The sequence below is a fragment of the Enterococcus villorum genome, from assembly GCF_007990225.1.
Classification (GTDB): domain Bacteria; phylum Bacillota; class Bacilli; order Lactobacillales; family Enterococcaceae; genus Enterococcus_B; species Enterococcus_B villorum.
Genome location: NZ_BJWF01000016.1, coordinates 19,736 through 40,184, shown reverse-complemented (window position 1 = coordinate 40,184; position 20,449 = coordinate 19,736). Strand labels below are relative to the sequence as shown.

Below are 20,449 nucleotides of genomic sequence, written 5' to 3'. Positions count from 1 at the left end.
TAAATGAATTTAACGAATCGTTTTAATCGAAGACTTGCAAAAGTTGAAATATCAAAAATCAGGAGCTTTGATCAGCAGATTTCTTCCATACCCGACATCATCAAATTAACCTTAGGAGAACCTGATTTCGATACACCGCAGCATGTCAAACAGGCAGGAATGACTGCTATTGCAGAAAATTATTCCCATTATACTGGTATGAGAGGACTTCCTGAGCTATGTGAAGCTGCTTGTTTGTTTCAAAAAGAACGCTATGGATTGGACTATGATCCACAAACCGAAGTACTAACTACTGTCGGTGCAACCGAAGCAATCGCCGCATCATTATTATCTATTTTAGAAGAAGGAGATAAAGTCTTAATCCCTGCACCAGCCTATCCTGGTTACCAGCCAATTGTCGATTTAGCAGGAGCTGAACTGATTACGATTGATACGTCAGAGACCGATTTTATTTGCCAACCAGAACAATTAGAATCGGCTTTTGAAACCTATGGTACGTCAATTAAAGCGATTATTTTGAATTATCCAAGTAATCCAACAGGAACATTATTGTCTTCAGAACAAATGGCTAAATTAGCAGAAGTCATTAAAAAACATCCTGTTTTTGTGATCAGTGATGAAGTGTATTCAGAACTGAATTATATAGGGGATCATGTCTCAATGGCTTCTTATCTTCCTGAACAAACTATTGTAATTAATGGGTTGTCTAAATCTCATGCCATGACAGGATGGCGTATTGGATTTATCTTTGCCTCAAAATATTTGATTGATGAAATCATTAAAGTCCATCAATATTTAGTGACTTCCGCTACTACAAATTCACAAAAAGCTGCGATTGAAGCACTGACAAGAGGTATGTATGATGGTGAGAAAATGAAAGAACGCTACGTTGAAAGACGAGATTATCTTTTAGGTGAACTGACTAATTTAGGTTTTAAAATCTCTCCACCAGATGGGGCGTTTTATCTGTTTTGCAAATTACCAGAAACGGTTACCTTAAATTCTTGGGGATTTTGTCTAGAATTAGCAGAAAAAGGTAAGGTTGCTTGTATCCCAGGGTCTGCTTTTGGTCCAGAAGGAGAAGGATATATTCGCATTTCTTATGCCAGCAGTCTAGAGGAGTTAACCGAAGCTTGTCATCGGATCAGTGAATTTTTAACAAAACAATAAATGAGTAAATAAAAGCTTTGTTCAGGGGAAAGTGAACAAAGCTTTTATTTTTTAACTTTATATAAATAGACATGCGTGATAATTGAGGTAGAAAGTAGAAAAAGAAGTTCTGTAAATATAGTACACGATAAATTTCCTATTATTTAACGAACAATAAATTTTTAAGAAAAAAGTTGACTACTCTTTTATTCTAATGATTTCTCTGTTCGCATTATTTTTATGATATTTTAGAACGCATAACTTTTGATTTATAAAAAATCGAATGTTATGTTTAATTTGTTTAGAATAATTCTAAATAATTGAACAAGGGGGTTTCATTAATGGAAAAAACTAAAGTTATTATTGTCGGCGCCTCACACGGGGGGCATCAGTCTATCTTAGAATTGCTCTCTAGGTATGGTGAAGATGTAGAAATTACTTTATTTGAAGCAGGAGATTATGTTTCTTTCATGTCTTGCGGAATGGAATTGTATTTAGAAGATCAAGTAACAGATGTAAATGATGTACGAAATTTTAGACCAGAAAACTTTCCACAACCTAACGTTCATATATTGAATAATCATGAGGTAAAAGCAATAAATGCAGATGAAAAAACAGTAACGGTTACTAGTCTAGAAGATCACACTTCTAAAGACTATGAATACGATAAATTAATTTTAAGTTCAGGTGTAAAACCGAATTCACTGCCTGTTCCGGGCGCTGATTTGGAAAATGTATATTTGATGCGTGGCTATAATTGGGCAACAAAAATCAAAGATAAATTAACTGATCCGGCAATTAAAAATGTAGCGGTTATTGGCGCAGGTTACATCGGGATCGAAGCTGCAGAAGCCTTTCGCAAAGCTGGAAAAGAAGTCACTTTATTAGATGTGATTGATCGACCATTAGGTACTTACTTAGATAAAGAAATGACGGATATTTTAGAAGAACATTTAAAAGAGAAAGGAATCAAGGTTGTAACAGGCGCAAAAATCAAAGCCTTTACAGGCGATCAAAAAGTAGCCGCTATACAAACAGAAAATGAAGAAATGGCAACTGATTTAGTTATCCAAGCAGCAGGAGTAAAAGCCAATACGGAATGGCTAAAAGGAGTAGTAGATCTCGATGATCGAGGATGGATCGTAACCAATGAGTATTTACAGACAAATCTTCCTGATGTTTATGCAGTAGGCGATGCAACGCTGGCTTATTCAATCCCAGCACGAACTAAAATGCCGATTGCGCTCGCTACCGTGGCGAGAAGAGAAGCACGGTATGTAGTGAAACATCTATTTGAAAAAATCCCAAGTCAACCATTTGGCGGAGTAGTTGGTTCTTCGGCATTAAGTGTTTTTGATTATCATTTTGCAGCGAGCGGGCTCAATAGTTTTACTGCTTCAAAAGCTGGTGTAGCAATCAGTACAGCTTATTATGAAGACACATTACGTCCTAAATACGTTCCTGAAAAATATGGCAATACTAAAGTTTCGATTCAGTTGTTCTTTGACCCAATCACGCATCAAATTTTAGGTGGAGCTGTTTTATCGACTTATGATGTGACTGCCCAAGGAAATGTCTTAGCTTTAGCGATCCAACAAAAATTAACGATCGAAAACTTAGCAGAAGCTGACTTCTTCTTCCAACCGGGCTTTGACCGCCAATGGAGCATGCTCAATCTAGCTGCCCAACAAGCATTAGGGGAAGAACCATTTGTGGAATAATAAAGTGGACATTTACCGTTTATACAGAGGTGGTAAAGAGTGGATAAACGGAAATCGAAAATATGAAAAAGAACGAATGAGTGGCGTCTTCAAGGAGAGGTTAGGAATATGAATGTAACCTGCTATCCAAAAATTTCTTACTTTCTCTAGGTGTCATAGTGTACTATTGTGTGACGTTTTGTTGCTTATTTTGGGTAAGAGAATCATTCATTACGCTACTTTTTAGATTCATTCACTAAGCTAGTTCTTTTTATGTCATTAGGCATTCATCACCTTTTCTCTAACATTAGGTGATGGATGCCTTTTTATATACCGGTGCCATTAGATACTCCAAAAAACATAAATAAGAGGTAGTTCCAGTTTTTTCTATATGTACATGGATAGTAAAAAAACACATGATTTAAAAATGGTTGTTTTGTTAACTTTTGCTGTTAAAAAATAAAAGAGCTATACTAGCATATGAGAGTTATGCGAAGTTCACATATGAACGAAAGGTGTTTTTTATGAAAAAAATTATTTTATTTTTGCTTTTATTTTTAGCAGCTATTGGTATTGATTATGAAATAAATTCGATTAGTGTGATTCATCTATCAAATGTAAATGCCTTATTTTTATTGGTTGCCATTTTATTGCTAAGTTTGTATATCATTCCCGTTATTTTTTTGCTTTCTTGCTATAAAAAATATTTTTCTACCCCCATATATCTTCTAAGTATAAGTTTAGTTTTTGGTTGTTTTATTCCTGGGTGGATGGCCGCGTATGGCAATGAAACAGCTAAATTCGTAACGGATTTTTTTATTCAAGGATCTTCAAGTTTAAATGCGTGGATTAATGCCCTAACAACCTCGTTGACAGAAGAGATACTAAAAGGTGCCTGTGGAATAGGTGTTATTTATCTGCTAGGGAAACGGAATTTATCCGATGTTTTTATTATTGGAACCTGTGTGGGTCTAGGGTTTCAAATCGTAGAGGATATCTCTTATATCGTTAATCAAGCGAGTGAATCAATGAAAGAGATTTTTCCACAAACGATGTTACGAATTTCTGGTGCTCTTAGTTCTCATTGGGCTTACACTGGTTTATTTGTTTTAGGTGTGTTTTGTTTAAGGAATAAAAATTGTGGTATTTCATCTAAAAGAAAATATTTATGGGTGCTAAGTCCAATAGTCTTACATTTTCTATGGAATTCGCCTTTAAATGAATGGATGCTTGGTGATATACCAATGGTTTCAGCACTCTTGACAACTGTAACGCTACTATTGATTATTCAAACGGTTCACTACTTTTTACAAATAGAAAAAGATCATAAAACAGTGAAAGTCTGAAAAAATTAATTCTCTTTGCTAATTTTTCGTGGTCGCTCATCGTTTCCTATTGTTTGAAAAAGAATGGTAGTAGTTCATTTGTTAATATATTTATTTCTTGAAGCGACCACCAAAAAATGGTCTGAGTATCTTCTTTTGACGAACACTTAAAAAAATAAAACCATCATTTGAAACTTAGTAAAGAAAATGATTGACTTCTTTCAGAAATCACTCTATACTAAAATTATTCTTATATCAGTTTGGAGCGATTATTATGAAAATCACACGTAACTCACAACTGAATAATTATTACTTTAGCTATTTTAGATAGGTTTGTATTCATAAAAATTATGGGTACAAACACAGCATTTGTTTGTATCTATGATGGCTAAGGATGTTTGAGATGACTTGCTCGCCGCATAGATGAAAAATCTATAGTGGCTTTTTTATTTGATTATTTCAGGGCCCACTGTAGATTTTCTAATCTACGGTGGGCTTTTTTTATACATAAAGGAGGAACGAGACGTATCTAAATTGAAGTAAAAAAGCAAATAAATAGTTGGTTTGTGAGAATTTGTGTCGCTAGATGAAGTATTTAGAAACCGCAATAGGTAACATAAAATAAAAAACAAAGGGAGTTATTCTATGATTTTAATTATTAAACCAGGTGTCCAAAAAAATGAGTTGTTGCCAGTGATTACACGCATTAAAGAAGAAGGGCTAGACGTCCAAATTAACCATGGAAAAGATCGTTTTGTCTTAGGATTATTAGGAGATCCTAAAGTAATTCGTGATGTTCCATTTGAAAGATATGACATTGTTGAACGTGCGGTTCCGGTTTCTAATACGTACAAATTAACTTCACGAGAATTTCATCCACAAGATACGATCGTTAACGTAGATGGTGTAAAAATCGGTGATGGTAGCTTTGTAACTATGGCTGGACCATGCTCAGTCGAAGGAGAAGAGCAAATCATGGAAACAGCTCGAATGGCTAAAGCAGGAGGGGCAAAAATTTTACGTGGGGGAGCCTACAAACCAAGAACGTCACCGTACGCTTTTCAGGGATTAGGAGAAGATGGACTGAAAATGATGCGTAAAGCTGCTGACCATTACGGCTTGAAAGTGATTACTGAAGTAATGGATAAAGCGCATATTGATGTGGTTTGTCAATATGCTGACATTATTCAAATTGGCGCAAGAAATATGCAAAATTTCCGTTTATTAGAAGCAGTTGGTAAAACTGGCAAGCCGATTGGATTAAAACGAGGGATTTCCGGTACAATTGAAGAGTGGTTGAATGCAGCAGAATACATCGCTGTCCAAAATAATTCAAATATCATTTTCATTGAACGTGGGATTCGCACTTACGAAACAGCTACTAGAAATACCTTTGATTTAAGTGCTGTTCCATTGATTAAAAAATACAGCCACTTTCCAATTATCGTTGACCCAAGTCATGGAACGGGTGTATGGGATCTAGTCACACCAATGGCACGAGCAGGAGTAGCCAGTGGGGCTGATGGGATGATCGTAGAAATTCATCCTGATCCAATCAATGCTTGGTCTGATGGACAACAATCATTAAACGAAAAGAATTACTTGAATATGATGAAAGAAGTGGACATTTTAGTAGAAGCAATGAAAAAAATCAATGCTTTATAGAAAAGAGGAACGCTTATGTTAGAAGTTATCTTGCCAGAAAAAAGCTATGAAATTGTTATTGAACGGCAATCGCTAAATCAAGTAGCGAATTGGCTTGAACGCCTATGGAAAGATAAAAAAATTGCGATCATCAGTGATGAAAATGTTTTCCCACTTTATGGAGAAAAAATAAAACAGCAACTGAAAGAACGTTATGAAGTGACGACATATGTTCTACCAGCAGGTGAAAAAAATAAATCACTTGAAATGGCCACAAAGTTATATGATTTTCTAGCAAGCGAGCAGTTCACGAGAAGCGATGGCATCATTGCTTTAGGTGGTGGGGTAGTAGGTGACTTGGCTGGTTTTGTGGCATCAACTTATATGCGCGGGATTGCTTTTGTACAAATACCAACGTCGTTACTCGCACAAGTTGATTCTAGTATAGGTGGTAAAACAGCGGTCAATGCACCAAAAGCCAAAAATATGATTGGGACATTTGCCCAGCCAGATGGAGTACTGATTGATCCAGAAACACTGAATACTTTACCGGAAAATAGGATCCAAGAGGGGATCGCTGAAATCATCAAATGCGCAGCGATTAAAGATGAAAGTTTATGGAATGATCTCACTCAATTTTCTGGGATCGAAGATTTATTGGCTCATAGTGAAACAGTGATTGAAAAAGCTTTGCGAGTGAAGAAAGAAGTGGTGGAAGAAGATCCATTTGATCAAGGAAACCGTTTGTTGCTTAATTTTGGTCATACGATTGGTCATGCCATTGAAAATACTGCAGGATATGGACAAATTAGTCATGGAGAAGCGGTGGCTATTGGGATGGTTCAAATCAGTCGAACTGCTGAAAAAAGAAAAGAAATGCCTGATGGAGTTACGGCACAACTTATTGCGATGAATCAAAAGTATCATTTGCCTGTTTCCTACAAGCCATGGAATGAACAAGCGTTGTTTCAAGCAATTACCCATGATAAAAAAGCAAGAGGAAAAAATTTGAAAATTATTTTGTTGGAAAAAATTGGCAAAGGAAAAATCCAATCTATCCCAATGAAAGCAATCAAAAATTATTTAGAAGAAGGTGAGTAAATGCGCTACTTAACTGCAGGAGAATCACACGGGCCAAAACTTACAGCGATTATTGAAGGTGTTCCAGCTGGTTTAACAGTCTCCATTGAACAAATCAATCAAGAATTGGCCAGACGACAAGGCGGCTACGGTCGTGGTGGTCGTATGAAAATTGAAAAAGACCAAGTGGAAATCACTTCTGGATTACGGCATGGGAAAACATTAGGGTCGCCTCTTACGATGACGGTAGAAAACAAGGATTGGAAAAACTGGCAAACAGTAATGTCGGTCACTCCTGTTTCTGAAAAAGACGAAAATTTGCGACGTGTGGCAAAACCACGTCCAGGACATGCTGATTTGGTTGGTGGTATGAAATATCAACATCATGATCTAAGAAATGTGTTAGAGCGATCTTCCGCAAGAGAGACTACGATGCGGGTGGCGATCGGCGCACTAGCTAAACAAATTTTAGCAGCGTTAGATATCGAGATTGCCAGTCATGTTGCTATACTTGGTGGAATCAAGGCCATGGTTCCAATGGTCTTACCAGTCGCTGAAATCAAACAAAAAACGGCAATGTCAGAAGTAAATATGGTGGATTTAACAGTGGAAGAGCAAGTAAAAGAGTTAATCGATACGACCAAAAAAGCAGGAGACACTTTAGGTGGAGTGGTGGAAGTACGAGTGGAAAATGTGCCTGCTGGTTTAGGTAGTTATGTTCAATGGGACAAAAAATTAGATGGGAAATTAGCTCAAGCCATGCTAAGTATCAATGCATTTAAAGGAGTAGAATTTGGGATCGGATTTGAAGCAGCTTCTCTTCCTGGATCAAAAGTGATGGATGAAATCGTTTGGGAAAAGAGTGGTTACCGAAGAACGACGAATCATTTAGGCGGTTTTGAAGGAGGCATGACAAATGGCGAACAAATCATTGTGCGAGGAGTAATGAAACCTATTCCTACTTTATACAAACCGTTGATGAGTGTAAATATTGACACCAAAGAACCTTATAAAGCCAGTGTAGAACGCTCAGATAGTACAGCTGTTCCTGCCGCTTCAGTTGTGGCAGAACACGTCATTGCAACAACGATTGCTATGGAGATTCTTGATCATTTTCCAGCAGACAATATGCAAGAATTGAAAAAGGCTGTTGAGAATCACCGTAAAATGATTCAAGAATTTTAAACGGAGGTAATGATGGAGAAAAAGGTATTTGTCATAGGGTTGGGTCTGATTGGTGCTTCTTTATGCCGAGCAATCAAAGGGTCATCACTGACACTATATGGTTGGGATCATTCAGAAGAAACCAGAAGAATAGCAAAAGAAACACAAGTAGTTGATCATGTCGTTACAGGAATAGAAGCAGCTAGTCAAATGGATGTTATTTTACTGGCAGTTCCGATACAAGCCAGTTTAGAATACCTCAAGCAACTAGCTAGACTTTCACTAAAAAAGACAGTACTAGTGAGTGATACCGGCAGTACCAAAGTGACCATCATGGAGCTTGCACGAACTTTGCCATTTGATTTTATCGGAGGACATCCCATGGCTGGCTCTCATAAATCAGGCGTAAAAGCAGGAAATCCTTATTTATTTGAAGAAGCCTATTATATCTTAACGAATGACTGTCAAAGTGATCGTATGGAAGAATTAATGTCTCTTTTACAACCAACACGAGCGAAGTTCGTTCATTTAGACGCAAAAAGCCATGATGAAATCGTCGGTGTATTAAGTCACCTCCCTCATGTCGTTGCTGCTGCTTTAGTGCAAGCAAGTGAGAACTTAAATCAAAAATATCCTCGTGCTTCTCAACTAGCTGCTGGTGGATTTCGTGACATTACACGGATTGCTTCTTCGGATCCAAACATGTGGACGGATATTTTAATAACCAATCAAGAAATCGTGTTAAAGCTACTAACAGATTGGCAAGTAGCGATGGAGAACTTGAAGCAAGAACTAACGAATAAAAACCAACAAGCAATCCATCAGTTTTTCACTCAGGCAAAACAAACACGGGATCAACTTCCGCATAAAAAACAAGGAACAATTCCGGCTTTTTATGATTTATATGTGGATATCCCTGATATCTCTGGCGCAGTCGCCAAAGTGACGACAGCATTAAGCCAAGCAAATATCTCTATCATCAATTTAAACATCCAAGAAACGAGAGAAGATATCTTTGGCGTATTGGAATTATCTTTTAAAAATCAAAGTGATTTATTAAAAGGAAAGACACTTATTGAAGCTGAAAATTTTCATTGTTGGATAAGGAGTTGAAGCAATGCGATTATTGACAACAAAACATGGAATCAACGGTAAAGTGGTGATCCCTGCGGATAAATCGATTTCTCACCGTAGCATTATGTTTGGTGCGATCAGTCATGGGAAAACAATCGTTAAAAATTTTTTAAAAGCAGAAGATTGTTTAAGTACAATAGAGGTGTTTAAACAACTGGGAGTAAGGATTACAGAAGAAAACGAACAAATAATAATTGAAGGAAAAGGATTTGAAGGTTTAACTGCTCCAAGTGGCCGATTAAATGCGGGCAATTCTGGTACCACCATGCGTTTAGCATTAGGAATTTTGGCTGGACGACCGTTTACTTCTGAGATTGCTGGAGATGCTTCTTTAAACCGCCGACCAATGCAACGTGTGATGCAACCGTTGCGGGAGATGGGAGCAGAGTTACATGGAATCGAGCATGCTGATTTGCCACCACTTCGAGTGACAGGGGAAATGTTACAGGGCATTGAATATGCCATGCCGATTGCTAGTGCGCAAGTAAAATCAGCGATTCTTTTTGCTGCTTTACAAGCACACGGAAAAACAACCATTATCGAAAAAGAAAAATCAAGAAATCATACGGAAGAAATGATCAACCAATTTGGCGGTAAGATTAAAGTAACAGGCAAAGAGATCATATTAGAAGGACCTCAAAACTTAATTGGTCAAGAAGTCACGGTTCCTGGCGATATTTCTTCAGCTGCGTTTTATTTAGTCGCAGCAACTATTTTACCAAATAGTGAGGTGTTGCTAGAACAAGTTGGTATCAATCCTACTCGTACAGGTATCCTTGATATTTTGGCGCAAATGGGAGCAATGATTGAAACAAAACGGATCGATCAAAAAAATCAAGCGGCTGATTTGGTTGTACGTTCGGCTGCATTAACTGGTTGTGAAATTCAAGGCGAAATTATCCCAAGATTGATTGACGAATTACCCATCATTGCATTGGCTGCTACTCAAGCTTCTGGGACAACAATTATTCGTGATGCACAAGAATTAAAAGTGAAAGAAACCAATCGAATTGATGCAACGGCTGAAGAATTAACAAAAATGGGCGCAAAAATTGAACCAACAGAAGATGGGTTGATTATTCATGGACCAACAACATTACATGGCGCAAAAGTTAACAGCCACGGTGATCACAGAATTGGGATGATGCTTCAAATTGCTGCTTTGTTGACAGATGAGCCAGTTGAATTGATTAACCCAGAAGCTGTAAATATTTCTTATCCTGATTTTTTCTCTGATCTAGCGAAATTAATTAAGGAGGAACCTGCATGAACCCCATTGTTTTGATTGGTTTTATGGGTGCGGGAAAAACAACGGTCGGTAAAAAACTAGCAAGCAAACTTGGGAAATCGATGATTGATATGGATGATCAGTTAGTCAAACGTTTAGGCTGTCCTATTGACTCTTACTTTGCCACTTTTGGAGAAAGTGCCTTTCGCCTACATGAAGCAACGCTTTTAAAAGAAGTTTTACAAAAAGATGCGATTATTGCTACAGGTGGAGGGGCTATCTTATCAAAAGAAAACCAATTATTGCTAAAAGACCAATGTACCGTCTATTTAAAAGCAGAAGCAGATATTTTGATTGAACGGATACGCCAAGATCAAAAAAATATTCGACCTCTTGCTTTAAAAAACAATGATTTAGAACTAAAAAAAATGATAGTAGAACGTGGGAATTTATATGAACAGTTGGCAACTATTACGATTGATACTTCACAAAAAATACCAGAAAAAATTATTACAGAAATCATAAAGCGGGTTGAATATGATGAAAATCGGTTATCTAGGTCCTAAAGGTTCATTTACGTACAGTGCGGTAAAAAATTATTTTCGAAAAGGAGAATTTCTTCCTTATCAATCACTGATTGAGTTAATTGATGCACAACGAAATCAAGAAATTATGTATGCGATGGTTCCCATTGAAAATACGATTGAAGGATCTGTTCTTCCTACGCTTGACCATGTTTATGAGACGCTACCATCCATTCAAGGAGAAGTGGTGTTACCAATTCGTCAACAATTAATGGTTCATCCGTCACATAAGGACGACTGGAAAAAGCTGACGAAGATTTGTAGTCACCCACAGGCATTGGCACAATCCCAACTTTTTTTACGTACGCATTTTCCCAAAGTCGAGATTGAACAACATGGTTCGACTGCTCAAGGGGCGCAACAAGTAGCTATGCACCCTGAACAATGTATAGCAGCTATCGGTTCTAAAGAAGCTGCGGAGGAATTTGGCTTAGTGATCGTACAAAAGGACATCCAGATGGTTTCGACAAATGAAACCCGTTTTTGGTTGTTAGGAGACACATCAATAGATGCAACCTTGAAAGTAACAGGCTACAAAGCTACGTTATTTATTGATTTACCAGAAAATAAACCAGGTGCGTTGTATCAAGTGTTATCGTTTTTTGCCGAACAACAATTAAATCTAACTAAGATAGAATCTAGACCGCAAAAAACGCATTTAGGGGAGTACTTTTTCGTCATTGATGTGGCTATTGAAAAAGAAGAAAACAAACTAACAAAGATCATTCAGGCATTAAATGAAAAGTCATTTTCCACCCATTTGATGGGTTGTTATCCTGTGTATCATACCAGTATCTAATCGTACGGATAAAAAATAATAAACAAAAAGCGCACAAACAGATGATTTGCACACTTTGTTGAATTCCTTTAGGCTTAAATTAAGCGATAAGAAAGGAAGAGAAAAAATGGCAAAAAAAGTTGCAACAATCGTCACTGATTTAGTGGAAGATGTTGAATTATCTTCACCAAAGGAAGCTCTGGAAAAAGCTGGACATACAGTCACGTTGATTGGTTTTGAAGCAAATCAAACAATCAAAGGAAAAAAAGGCACAGAATTCAAGGTTGAAAAAAGTATTGCGGATGTTTCTCCTGAAGATTTCGATGCGCTTTTGATCCCAGGTGGTTTTTCACCAGATCAATTACGAGCAGATCAACGTTTCGTTGATTTTGTTTCTTACTTTTTAAAAAATAATCAACCGTTATTTGCTATCTGCCACGGCCCACAATTATTTATTCAAACAGGATTGACTAAGGGACGAACAATGACCGCTTATGATACGGTACGTCCAGATATTGGTTATGCGGGAGCAAATGTGAAAGACGAATCAGTAGTCGTTGATCAAGCATTGATTACTAGCCGAAATCCTGACGATCTGCCTGATTTTAATCAAGCGATTGTCGAAGCTTTAGCTTAACAAAAAGGACTTCGCTAAACTAAAAGATAGATAAACTAAAAAGTAGCGACTCATGTATAAAGTGAAAACATGAGTCGCTACTTTTTTGCTGATTAATTATTGCTATTTTTTTGAATTACTTTCCAATTAGTCAATCAAAATTTCATTAATTAGAGAGTAAATATAAATGACTATTTCCTGGTTCTAAACGAGAATCATTTGTATGTAAATGTTCACCATCAAAAACTTGATACGAATCATTTTTTGTTTTACAAAGTTCTTTTATTTTTCTGACTGTATTTGTGCCTTCGACTAAAACACCAAAGTCATGTTCGCAGGAATAGTTATATACTACTGCAGAGGGATGCTTGGTAATGCCCATTTCTCGTGCAATTTTTTGATCAGAGAAAAAGACTTCTTTGACAAATTCTGATTGACGGTCTTCTTTGAACATCGAAATATCACCGCCGACTTCTGCAAAAAGATTTTCTGCAAGTGCTGGAGAATAAGGTATTTGATGACATCCCACAGCTTCTTGTAACTTAATTAAAAATTGCCGCCCTTTTTTCTTTCCTTGAAACTGGGCAGCTTTGCAGTCTAGTGCAGCAGAATAAGTGGTTGAAAATAAGTGATTACGCGCAGCTAGATCTTTTTTAGATATCCCGTTGCGTTGCATGACATCCCCGATTGTCTGCAAGTTAACTAAAGGAAGGAAACGAAACTGCATTTTTTCTTGTGATGATTCTCCGTACTCTTCTTCGATAAATTGTAATAATTGTTGCTCGAGTTTAAAACAACTTTTCCCCAAAGGATTAACAAATAGATAGATTTCGATCATATGAATCTCCCCCAAAATAGATTCTATACAACTCGTGAATTCTTTTATTCACAACGTATAACTTAACAGAAAAGTGAAAAAAAATGAACTTAAGTGCCTTGTGAAAATGATAGAACTTTAATCTTTCGCTTCGATCATCCGCTGAATTTTATTTTTAGCAGGACGATAGGGAAGAAAAAAGCTCTTTAAAAATGCTAAAAAATCAGCTTTGCCAACTATTGGATCAGTTACTTCTAATTCTAATTCAAAGTCATGCAATTGTTTTCCAAAGCTTTCATCAATAGCCAATAAACCCTCTTTAATGTGAAACTCTGCACGTTTAGTCGTTAATTCACCTATAGCGTGCAACTTTTCTGACTGAATATTTAGCTCCGCTAGTTTTTGAAAGACCACACCGTTTAATGGTAATTTTTGGTGTTCAATGAAGGAAATAGCTTCCTCTTTTTTCAGAATGTCCGTTGTTTCAAGCTTGCCTTTTTTTGTGGGAGATTTTAAGGTATATTCTGCATGAGTTTCAAGCAGTCGGATACGTAACCCACACTTTTTTTTGGCTAATTGTGCATCAGTTGTATCAAAATAAACATTCGTTTGAACTGTAAAATCAGTTGCTTTTAATTGGTAATGTTGAATCAATTGTGCGTATTCTTTTTGTGTCAGCATGGACTTATATTCGATTTCTAACATTTCAGACATAGGTATCGCTCCTTTTATTCATTTTGCCTAAATTTTCTCTTTTGGTCAACACAAAAAGTTGAGAGGTACGAAAAAACGACATTTATATGTTAAAATAAAAAAGAATGCTAATAAAGTAGAGGGATCAGCTATGGAACGAGATTGGGAAGAATTTTTAGCACCATATGAACAAACTGTATCAGAATTAAAAGTAAAATTACGTGGCATAAGAAAGCAATTCAGAGAACAAAATCGCCATGTCCCGATTGAATTTGTCACTGGGCGAGTGAAACCGGTCGATAGTATCATCACAAAATCACAATTACGCCATATTCCGATGGGGCGTTTAGAAGAAGAAATGTCTGATATTGCTGGACTTAGAATCATGTGTCAATTCGTTGAAGATATTCATCAGGTGGTGGATATCATTCGTAAAAGAAAAGATATGAAAGTGATTCAAGAAAGAGATTATATTACGAATAAGAAAGCAAGTGGCTACCGTTCATATCATTTAGTGATTGAATATCCTGTTCAGTTAATTAGTGGCGAAAAGAAAATTTTAGCTGAAATTCAAATTCGCACATTAGCGATGAATTTTTGGGCAACGATTGAGCACTCATTGAATTACAAATACCAAGGAGTATTTCCAGAAGAAATGAGTGAAAGACTACAACGTGCAGCAGAAGCCGCTTATCAGTTAGATGAGGAAATGTCTAATATCCGAGAAGAGATTCAAGAAGCCCAACGTTTATTTTCCCATGGAAGAGGGAAACGTGATGATGTGTATTATCGAACCATATTAAATCGAGAAAAAAAGGAAGAGGAGTCCGCTGATGAAAGTAGCGATCGTCCATAACCAAGAAAGTAAAACATTGCAAGTGACAAAACGATTGAAAAATCTTTTGGCACAAGCGAATATTCAAATTGACGAACAGCAACCAGAATTGGTCATATCTGTAGGTGGTGATGGCACCTTGCTATCTGCTTTTCATCGATATAGCCATTTGTTAAATGACGTTCGTTTTCTAGGTGTTCATACTGGACATTTAGGTTTTTATACCGATTGGCGAGACTATGAATTAGAAGAATTGGTCGCTAGTTTGCAAACAAATCGTGAACAGAGTGTTAGTTACCCTTTATTAGATGTGCGGATTAGTTATTTAAATAATCAGCCAGAAAAACATTTTTTTGCTTTAAATGAATCAACGATTAAACGCTCAAATCGTACGATGGTAGCAGATGTTTATATTAAAGATGAATTATTTGAAAGCTTTAGAGGTGATGGCTTAGCTGTATCTACGCCAACAGGTTCTACGGCTTATAATAAAAGTGTCGGCGGGGCAGTGATCCATCCTAGTATCAATGCCTTTCAATTAGCAGAAATTGCTTCATTAAATAATCGAGTCTTTCGTACATTAGGCTCGCCCATGGTTATCGCACAAGATGAATGGGTCGAAATCAAATTAGAAAATACAGAGGATTATCTTATTACCGTTGATCAACTGGATATTGCTGAAACAAATATTCGCTCCATCTATTATCGAATTGCCAAAGAGCGAATTCATTTCGCTTCTTATCGTCATATGCATTTTTGGCATCGTGTAAAAGATTCCTTTATTGGTGAGGGGTAACATGGAATTTGTTTGGAACTATGAGAAAGATTATCCGCAACAAGTAAAATATTTCTTAAAAGAAAAAGGTATTTCTAAAGGGTTATTAGCTAAAATAAAATTTCAAGGTGGAGAAATCAAGGTGAATGGTAAAACTGAAAATGTCTTGTTTTCTCTCACGTGTAATGATAAGGTAACCATTGTGATTCCTGCAGAAGGAGAACATGAGTCGGTTCTTTTAGATGACACGCCAATTGATATTGTTTATGAAGATGCGCACCTTTTAGTGGTGAATAAACCAGCAGGAGTTTCTTCTATTCCTGCGCAGTATCATCCAAATCAAACGATGGCTAATCGAGTGAAAGCTTATTACAAACAACAAGGTTATGAAAATCAAGTCATTCATGTTGTCACAAGATTAGACCGAGATACATCGGGATTGATGTTGTTTGCGAAACATGGATTTGCTCATGCAAAATTAGATGTACAGTTGCGAGAAAAGAAATTCGTTAAGAAATACCAAGCGCTTGTCAGTGGGGAGCTAACTAAATTAATGCCCCATGGTTGGATTGATTTACCAATTGCCAGGGATGTTTCCTCTTTATTAAAACGAATGGTTTCACCATCTGGTCGAAGTGCACAAACAGAATATTGGTTAGAAAAGCGAACGGATGAAGTGGCGTTGGTGGATATCCAGTTACATACGGGAAGAACCCATCAAATCAGAGTCCATTTTTCGGAGATTGGTTGTGCGCTTTTGGGTGATGACATATACGGTGGTCGGATGGATCTTGGCATAACTAGGCAAGCATTGCATTGCTATGATCTTCGTTTCTACCATCCATTTACACAAGAATTACTAGAATTTAAACAACCTTTGGCAACGGATATGGCGACTGTTCTCCAGCATTTTGAAGATTAGGATGAGGTGAGATTGGTTTGGATGAAAATCAAGAACTAGAGGAACGATTTGCTCAGCTATTATGGGATTTAAGGGAAAATAATATTCAAGAATTTAGAAATAGCTTCTTGGAAATGCATATTTATGAACAAGGGCAGTTTTATCAATCTCTTAATGAAGAAGATCGTCAACTGATCTATGCCTATTTATCTCCTAAAGAATTAGCAGATATGTTTGATGTTATCGAAGAAGATAACGAGCATATGAAAGAGTATTTAGCTGAAATGCGTCCTAGTTATGCGGCAGAAATGCTTTCAGAGATGTATACCGATAATGCGGTAGATTTACTGAATACCTTAGACAAAAAACAAGTAGCAAAATATTTAAGTTTGATGACGACAGATGATGCCAGTGAAATCAAAGAATTATTGCATTATGAAGATGAAACAGCTGGCGCCATCATGACGACTGAATTTGTATCAATTGTAGCCAATCAAACTGTTCGCTCAGCTATGTATGTGCTGAAAAATGAAGCAGATGTAGCAGAAACGATTTACTATATTTATGTGGTGAATCAAGAAGGACAATTGGTTGGGGTCATTTCTTTACGTGATTTGATTATCAATGATGATGATACGATGATTTCTGATATAATGAGTGAACGCGTCTTATCTGTCCATGTCGGCGATGATCAAGAAGACGTTGCTCAAACTTTTCGAGACTATGACTTTCTAGCATTGCCAGTGACCGATTATGATGATCATTTACTAGGGATTGTGACAGTTGATGATATTATCGATGTAATTGATGATGAAGCTGCTAGTGACTATTCTGGTTTAGCTGGGGTCAATGTCGAAGAAATTGATGAGAACCCAGTAAAATCAGCAGCTAGACGTTTGCCTTGGTTGATCACACTTTTATTTTTAGGCATGTCTACCGCCTCTCTTATTAGTCACTATGAAGAATTAGTGAGCGAAGCAAGTATCTTAGCTGTATTCATTTCACTAATTACTGGTACTGCAGGAAATGCAGGAACACAATCTTTGGCGGTTGCTGTCCGACGCTTAGCAGTTTCTGACGATAAAAATGCGGGATTTTTACGCTTAATTTTAGCAGAAGTATTAACCGGGTTAGTAACAGGAGCAGTGACAGGTTTGACCATTTTTTTAATTGTAGGGATTTGGAAGCATAATTTCATCCTTGGTTTTGTCATTGGTATTGCCATGTTGTTTGCCATTACTGTAGCCAATTTAGCGGGAAGTTTGATCCCTATGTTGATGGATCGCCTAGGGTTTGATCCGGCGGTAGCCAGTGGTCCGTTTATCACAACTTTAAGTGATTTGACTAGTGTATTGATCTATTTTAATATTGCCTCATTATTTATGGGATATTTTATGTAAGTCATTTTTTGAAAAGCTATAAATAATTATCAAACGAGTAAAAAACGTAAGTAGCAAATTTTTTTCTTTGCTGCTTACGTTTTTTATTTTTAAATTCATTTAATCCAATGGAACAATTTTTGTGCCGTGAACTTCATTGATTCCTAGTTTTTCTGCGACGAATTCTGCATTTTGGTGATCAATCTTTCCGCCAGGCAGGATAATCAAACGACCATCCGCATAATCAATCAATTTTTTTAATTGTTCAAAATGGGTTTCGATTGGTTCATTTGCCTCTCCACCATGTGTTAAGATACGGTCTACACCATGATCAGCCAGCCAATCAATGGCTTCAAATTGACGTTCTTTAGGAATCTGATCAAATGCCATATGGAAAGTGATTTGTAATCCTTCGGCTGTCTCAATCAATAATTCCATTGCTTCCTCATCAATCCAACCAGAAGGGGTTAAACAACCGATAACCACACCATCTGTGCCTAGTTTTTTCGCTTCAATCAGATCGGTATGCATGATTTTTAGTTCAATATCATTGTAGACAAAGTCGCCACCTCTTGGCCGAATAATAGTCATTACAGGTATTTCTTTTTCATTAGCATAACTTAAAGTTTCTTCAATCACACCTGTGCTAGGAGTTGTACCACCAACAGCTAAGTTATCGCATAATTCAATACGATTTGCTCCTTTAGCAATGGCTAAAGGGATAGAAGTGTAATTTTCTGCACAAAATTCTTTGATCATTTGTTTGCTCCTTTATCATTCGCCTTCTTCCAGAAAATTGTAACATATTTTTTGTAGTTGCTAAAGTTTTGTTCTAACGTTAAGATGAAAGAGTAATGAATGATTAAAATGAGAAATGAGCAAAAAAATGTTAAAAAAAATTGATCAAGGACGCCAATTTCTACAAAAAAATAAGGACATGTTCCGTTGTCCGATTTGTCATACAAATGTAGTGTTAACTGAAAATGGTTTGGTGTGTCAGAATAATCATCATTTTGACTTATCCAAAAAAGGCACGCTTTATTTTTTAAACCACGGCATAAAAACAGAGTATGATCAAAGCATGTTTGGTCCCAGACGTCGCATGATTCAATCGGGGATGTATCAACCAGTGATTGAATTGTTAGCACAACAATTATCTTTAGACTCAGAAGTATTAGATGTTGGCTGTGGCGAAGGTAGTTTCTTAACTGAACTTATCAAACGTCAACCATTAAAAAAAGCTATTGGCTTTGATATTTCTAAAGAAGGCGTATATGCAGCTACAGCTCATCCAGTCGACGCGTTTTGGTGTGTCGCAGATTTAACTAACCTTCCCTTTGGCGATCAAAAATTTACACATATCCTAAATATTTTTTCTCCATCACAATACAAGGAATTTCAACGCGTACTAACTGACGATGGTGAAGTCTTAAAAATCGTACCACAAGAAGGATATTTAAAAGAATTACGACAAGCTTTTTATCCTGATCAACCAGCAAAGCAGCAATACTCAAATAAACGTGTGGTGGCTAAATTTGCTGAATCCTTAGAATTAATACAACGTCAACGTGTGACTTATGAATTTGAAATCCCCGAAAAAAATCAACAAGATCTCTTAGCGATGTCACCTTTAGAATGGCAAGTAAGTAAAGAAATAAAAGAACAACTATACAAGAACCCTGTGAAAAAGATTACAATTGACGTAGAATTATTAAAAGGAAATAAGAGAAAACGATTGCAATAAAATTATTCTTGACCAAAGGTTGCAAAAAGAGTTTGTTGATGATATAGTAACGACAAGTTGTTTTTTCATTGGTTTTTATCAGGTTCCTGTTCTGATAAAAGTTAGTGAGAAGAGCTTCACTAACGTAACGACTCGCAGTGACTGACACCGAGTTGATACGTTTTTTTTTATGCAAAATTTACGATTAGATAGTTAACATATAGATGAGAGGATTGTGCCATATGAACCATATCGTTTTATTTGAACCGTTAATCCCAGCGAATACTGGAAATATTGCTCGAACATGTGCCGCTACGAATACGCCCCTTCACCTGATTGAGCCACTAGGATTTTCAACGGATGATAAACAGTTGAAACGGGCAGGGCTAGATTACTGGAATGATGTAAATATTACTTATCATAAAAATTTAGAGACCTTTTTATCTTATTTAGGAGATCGTAACCTTCATTTAATTTCAAAATTTGCCCATAAAGTTTATAGTGACGAAAATTTTGCGGACGGTGAAGATCACTTCTTTTTATTCGGCAAAGAGACCACAGGACTACCAGAAGAATTTATGCGAAAAAATGAAGAGAAATGTTTAAGAATCCCAATGAATGATGAACATGTTCGATCATTGAACTTATCAAATACAGCAGCTATGATTGTCTATGAAGCCCTACGCCAACAAGGTTTTCCAAATTTAGAATTAACACATCATTATGAAAATGATAAGCTAGACTAGAGGCTATTTTACAAGTGCCCTGATTCAAGCATTAAGGAGCAACAAAGGAAAACAGCATTCCATGTTTTGCATTGTTGGGAGTTAATGCCGAAGAATCAACTTGAAAAATGCCGTTTAAAAAAAAGGCTATTTTGCAAGTTCTCTGATTCAAGCATAAGTGAAAATATTCTTGCTTTTT

20 protein-coding genes are annotated in these 20,449 nt (G+C 36.7%); 17 read left to right on the top strand and 3 right to left on the bottom strand.

Annotated features, from left to right (window positions below; all coding sequences use genetic code 11):
• Nucleotides 1–3: 3 nt before the first annotated feature.
• The 11 genes from EVI01_RS07475 (at nucleotide 4) to EVI01_RS07425 (ending at nucleotide 12,423) form a co-directional block, all read left to right on the top strand.
• Nucleotides 4–1,170 (top strand): pyridoxal phosphate-dependent aminotransferase, encoded by a 1,167-nt coding sequence (locus EVI01_RS07475; RefSeq protein ID WP_010751902.1) that lies wholly within the window; start codon nucleotides 4–6, stop codon nucleotides 1,168–1,170.
• 320 nt (nucleotides 1,171–1,490) lie between these two features.
• Nucleotides 1,491–2,870 carry an FAD-dependent oxidoreductase gene (locus EVI01_RS07470; RefSeq protein ID WP_010751901.1) on the top strand — a complete coding sequence of 460 codons (1,380 nt, stop codon included), beginning with the start codon at nucleotides 1,491–1,493 and terminating at the stop codon, nucleotides 2,868–2,870.
• Nucleotides 2,871–3,373: 503 nt separating this feature from the next.
• The gene (locus EVI01_RS07465; protein WP_010751900.1) at nucleotides 3,374–4,195 is read left to right on the top strand and encodes a PrsW family intramembrane metalloprotease; all 822 of its coding nucleotides are present in this window, start codon (nucleotides 3,374–3,376) and stop codon (nucleotides 4,193–4,195) included.
• Nucleotides 4,196–4,819: 624 nt separating this feature from the next.
• Nucleotides 4,820–5,839 carry a 3-deoxy-7-phosphoheptulonate synthase gene (gene aroF / locus EVI01_RS07460; RefSeq protein WP_010751899.1) on the top strand — a complete coding sequence of 340 codons (1,020 nt, stop codon included), beginning with the start codon at nucleotides 4,820–4,822 and terminating at the stop codon, nucleotides 5,837–5,839.
• Nucleotides 5,840–5,854: 15 nt separating this feature from the next.
• A complete protein-coding gene (gene aroB, locus EVI01_RS07455; protein ID WP_010751898.1) occupies nucleotides 5,855–6,919 on the top strand; it encodes a 3-dehydroquinate synthase in 1,065 nt (354 codons plus the stop codon).
• The gene (gene aroC, locus EVI01_RS07450) at nucleotides 6,920–8,083 is read left to right on the top strand and encodes a chorismate synthase (RefSeq protein ID WP_010751897.1); all 1,164 of its coding nucleotides are present in this window, start codon (nucleotides 6,920–6,922) and stop codon (nucleotides 8,081–8,083) included.
• Nucleotides 8,084–8,095: 12 nt separating this feature from the next.
• Complete coding sequence (locus tag EVI01_RS07445; RefSeq protein ID WP_010751896.1) at nucleotides 8,096–9,175, top strand: prephenate dehydrogenase; 1,080 nt, start codon at nucleotides 8,096–8,098, stop codon at nucleotides 9,173–9,175.
• Between the two features lie 4 nt (nucleotides 9,176–9,179).
• Nucleotides 9,180–10,466, top strand: coding sequence for a 3-phosphoshikimate 1-carboxyvinyltransferase (aroA, locus tag EVI01_RS07440; RefSeq protein ID WP_010751895.1), 1,287 nt, complete (start codon nucleotides 9,180–9,182; stop codon nucleotides 10,464–10,466).
• Nucleotides 10,463–10,990 carry a shikimate kinase gene (locus tag EVI01_RS07435; protein ID WP_010751894.1) on the top strand — a complete coding sequence of 176 codons (528 nt, stop codon included), beginning with the start codon at nucleotides 10,463–10,465 and terminating at the stop codon, nucleotides 10,988–10,990. Before aroA ends, EVI01_RS07435 begins: the two co-directional genes overlap by 4 nt.
• Nucleotides 10,965–11,807: a prephenate dehydratase gene (gene pheA / locus EVI01_RS07430; RefSeq protein ID WP_025480701.1), complete on the top strand. Its 843-nt coding sequence runs from the start codon at nucleotides 10,965–10,967 to the stop codon at nucleotides 11,805–11,807. Before EVI01_RS07435 ends, pheA begins: the two co-directional genes overlap by 26 nt.
• A 106-nt stretch (nucleotides 11,808–11,913) precedes the next feature.
• The gene (locus EVI01_RS07425; protein ID WP_010751892.1) at nucleotides 11,914–12,423 is read left to right on the top strand and encodes a type 1 glutamine amidotransferase domain-containing protein; all 510 of its coding nucleotides are present in this window, start codon (nucleotides 11,914–11,916) and stop codon (nucleotides 12,421–12,423) included.
• A 145-nt stretch (nucleotides 12,424–12,568) separates the two neighbouring features.
• Here EVI01_RS07425 and EVI01_RS07420 read toward each other — a convergent pair whose 3' ends face one another.
• Together EVI01_RS07420 and EVI01_RS07415 are read right to left on the bottom strand one after the other, a co-directional pair.
• Nucleotides 12,569–13,240, bottom strand: coding sequence for a ClpXP adapter SpxH family protein (locus EVI01_RS07420; RefSeq protein WP_010751891.1), 672 nt, complete (start codon nucleotides 13,238–13,240; stop codon nucleotides 12,569–12,571).
• 117 nt (nucleotides 13,241–13,357) lie between these two features.
• Nucleotides 13,358–13,933: a CYTH domain-containing protein gene (locus EVI01_RS07415; protein WP_010751890.1), complete on the bottom strand. Its 576-nt coding sequence runs from the start codon at nucleotides 13,931–13,933 to the stop codon at nucleotides 13,358–13,360.
• 130 nt (nucleotides 13,934–14,063) lie between these two features.
• On the opposite strand from EVI01_RS07415, the gene yjbM reads away from it, so the two are divergent.
• Genes yjbM through mgtE form a run of 4 tightly spaced genes read left to right on the top strand, consistent with a single transcriptional unit; the run spans nucleotide 14,064 to nucleotide 17,823 of the window.
• Nucleotides 14,064–14,768, top strand: a complete 705-nt coding sequence (gene yjbM / locus EVI01_RS07410) for a GTP diphosphokinase (RefSeq protein WP_010751889.1) — start codon at nucleotides 14,064–14,066, stop codon at nucleotides 14,766–14,768.
• A complete protein-coding gene (locus EVI01_RS07405; protein WP_010751888.1) occupies nucleotides 14,746–15,543 on the top strand; it encodes an NAD kinase in 798 nt (265 codons plus the stop codon). Before yjbM ends, EVI01_RS07405 begins: the two co-directional genes overlap by 23 nt.
• A gap of 1 nt (nucleotide 15,544) precedes the next feature.
• Nucleotides 15,545–16,444: an RluA family pseudouridine synthase gene (locus EVI01_RS07400; protein ID WP_010751887.1), complete on the top strand. Its 900-nt coding sequence runs from the start codon at nucleotides 15,545–15,547 to the stop codon at nucleotides 16,442–16,444.
• A gap of 17 nt (nucleotides 16,445–16,461) precedes the next feature.
• A complete protein-coding gene (gene mgtE / locus EVI01_RS07395) occupies nucleotides 16,462–17,823 on the top strand; it encodes a magnesium transporter (RefSeq protein WP_010751886.1) in 1,362 nt (453 codons plus the stop codon).
• A 99-nt stretch (nucleotides 17,824–17,922) separates the two neighbouring features.
• Here the strand turns inward: mgtE and EVI01_RS07390 are convergent, their stop codons facing one another.
• Nucleotides 17,923–18,561 (bottom strand): copper homeostasis protein CutC, encoded by a 639-nt coding sequence (locus EVI01_RS07390; protein ID WP_010751885.1) that lies wholly within the window; start codon nucleotides 18,559–18,561, stop codon nucleotides 17,923–17,925.
• Nucleotides 18,562–18,688: 127 nt separating this feature from the next.
• Here EVI01_RS07390 and EVI01_RS07385 point away from each other — a divergent pair, with 127 nt between their 5' ends.
• Nucleotides 18,689–19,546 carry a methyltransferase domain-containing protein gene (locus tag EVI01_RS07385; RefSeq protein ID WP_010751884.1) on the top strand — a complete coding sequence of 286 codons (858 nt, stop codon included), beginning with the start codon at nucleotides 18,689–18,691 and terminating at the stop codon, nucleotides 19,544–19,546.
• A 221-nt stretch (nucleotides 19,547–19,767) separates the two neighbouring features.
• Nucleotides 19,768–20,271, top strand: coding sequence for a tRNA (uridine(34)/cytosine(34)/5-carboxymethylaminomethyluridine(34)-2'-O)-methyltransferase TrmL (gene trmL / locus EVI01_RS07380; RefSeq protein WP_010751883.1), 504 nt, complete (start codon nucleotides 19,768–19,770; stop codon nucleotides 20,269–20,271).
• The last annotated feature ends 178 nt before the right edge of the window (nucleotides 20,272–20,449 follow it).